Source organism: Endozoicomonas sp. YOMI1 (assembly GCF_024606345.1).
Classification (GTDB): Bacteria; Pseudomonadota; Gammaproteobacteria; order Pseudomonadales; family Endozoicomonadaceae; genus Endozoicomonas.
This window is the reverse complement of the sequence record NZ_JAHHPM010000247.1, coordinates 1-1313: the sequence shown is the minus strand read 5'-3', so window position 1 is coordinate 1313 and position 1313 is coordinate 1. Positions and strand designations below refer to the sequence as shown.

Genomic DNA, 1313 nt, shown 5'->3' with positions numbered 1-1313 from the left:
GAATAAGTTCCAACTCTTTTATGGTTGAATGTGATTTATCTGGCTTCCGAGTCCCCGCGTCGAGCTGAGCAGTTACAACAAATCGGTGTTTCCTTCCAGCAACTGGTTTTCAATGAAAACCCTTTTCCCGGTGAGGTCCCTGCTGTGAAAAGGCAATAGCAGGAAAAATACTAAACCGCGATTCTTCCGGGAGCGTAGAAAACCATCGCTGCCTTTTCATAGGAAGTGCCATCGGCGACGGTATCTGCGAGTAAGTTTATCAACCAGGGCTTCCCACTTTTGTGGCAGGTTGGCTGAGTAATTGAATTGAACATTAACGACTTCCTGAATATATGCCCTTAATGTTTCTTCCTCCTCTTTTGCGCTAAGCCGCTTTTTCACGGGGAGTTGATCATATTGAAAGCGCTTGCTTGAGAAATCAAATGGAAATGCACGAGCCTCATAATCAGCAGGACCCCCTGAGTGGAATTTATTGCCTTTACCAACAAGAATGACTTTTAGGGGATCCCCCAGTGTGGAAACGCCATTATCAATGAGGGTTCTGATGTCGTTAACCAGTGGGGTTAAAACTTCATCCCAGTTCTCAACGTTAAATTGATCCGTGTCGACAGGTAATAATTTCCTACCGCGCAATCGTGTGACAGTTATATCAGTACTTCTTATCTCTAATAGGATCGCATTTTGTTCCGCGTATGCTTTAGATGATGGTCCGATGTAAGTTGCTGCTGTGTATTGGGTGCCCTCGAATTCCCAACGAATAACAGCGGGTTTGATTTCATTGGCAGGAATACCTAATTTTTCCAGGTACCTGTGCATCATTAACTCATCATAGAATTGGTGTGAGGCTCCATTACGTGCCAGTACCTGACCATCGCCAATATCATGGAATGACATTGTTACACCATCTGCCACCTGACGCTTAAGTTTTACTGTTTTGACACCCTCTTGAGTAATCAGCTCAATCGGAATATTACCATAGCTATCCTCATATAAGTGATCGTAAGCTTCTTCTGGAATGTCATCTGGATGATCTTTGAGGTTATCTGCCAGAAATCGATCGTAATTTTCCATCGTTGCTTTGACATCATCATCATGAATGTATCTTGGCCATTGTACTTTGGCTTCTGGAATAACTGGAAGATTTGGAGCCGGAGTTTGGAGTTTGGTGATTTTTCTGTCATACAGGCTCTTGGCTGCATAAGCAAGATCAACTGCCAATGAAGGAATAAAGGTTACTACAGATACCACAGCGGCAACAGCATGCCCAAAAAAGCGAGATGTTTTACTGGCAATAGCCTCAGAAATTTTGTTAA

The 1313-nt window shown here is 43.3% G+C and carries 1 protein-coding gene; it reads right to left on the bottom strand.

Going from position 1 to position 1313, the window contains the following annotated elements; all coding sequences use genetic code 11:
* Window positions 1-216: 216 nt before the first annotated feature.
* Window positions 217-1313 (bottom strand): hypothetical protein (locus tag KDK15_RS08560; RefSeq protein ID WP_257294940.1); only part of this gene is annotated, 1097 nt, incomplete at its 5' end.